At 47.1% G+C, this 803-nt stretch carries 1 protein-coding gene; it reads right to left on the reverse strand.

Annotated elements, in window-relative coordinates:
* On the reverse strand, nucleotides 1-794 hold a 794-nt coding region (galE, locus tag A3751_RS19115; RefSeq protein ID WP_068458586.1), incomplete at its 3' end, for a UDP-glucose 4-epimerase GalE.
* Nucleotides 795-803: the final 9 nt, after the last annotated feature.

Raw genomic sequence — 803 nt, forward strand, 5'->3', positions numbered from 1 at the left:
ACAACGTCGATCACTTCTTTCACCGTAAAACCACGACCATAGCCACAGTTCATGATTTGCGAGTCACCACCTTTTGCCATGTAATCTAGCGCCATAACATGCGCCTTTGCTAAATCATCGACATGGATATAATCGCGAATACATGTGCCATCACGAGTTTCATAGTCGGTGCCAAATACTTTCATCCCGGTGCGGGCGCCGGTAACACACTCACAGGCAACTTTAATTAAGTGCGTTGCTTCGGGGGTTGCTTGGCCAATTCGGCTTTGAAGATCTGCACCGGCAACATTAAAGTAGCGCAAAATGACATGTTTAAGACCTGTTGCAAATGACAGATCACGGATCATCTGCTCGCTCATCATCTTCGACGCACCATAGGGGTTAATCGGTGCTAAAGGCATATCTTCTGTCAACACCTTCTCATCCGGCATGCCATATACTGCCGCCGTCGATGAAAATACCATGTATGGCGTCTGATGTTTTTGAATAACGCTTAACAGGTTTAGGGTATTGCGCGTGTTGTTGCCATAGTATTTAAGCGGATTCTCAACCGACTCAGGGACGACAATATTTGCAGCGAAGTGCAACACCGCCTCAAAAGTGTGTTCGGTAAATAGCGCATCAAGCTTGTCAAAGTCGCCGACATCACCAACCACTAACTCTCCGCAAGTCACCGCCCATTCGTAGCCAGTAGAGAGATTGTCGTATACAACAATATCGTGCCCAGCTTCTCCTAACTGCTTAACAACGTGACTTCCTATGTAGCCAGCACCGCCCGTTACCAATACTTTCATAATGCTCTC

The sequence above is a fragment of the Oleiphilus sp. HI0080 genome (assembly GCF_001635135.1).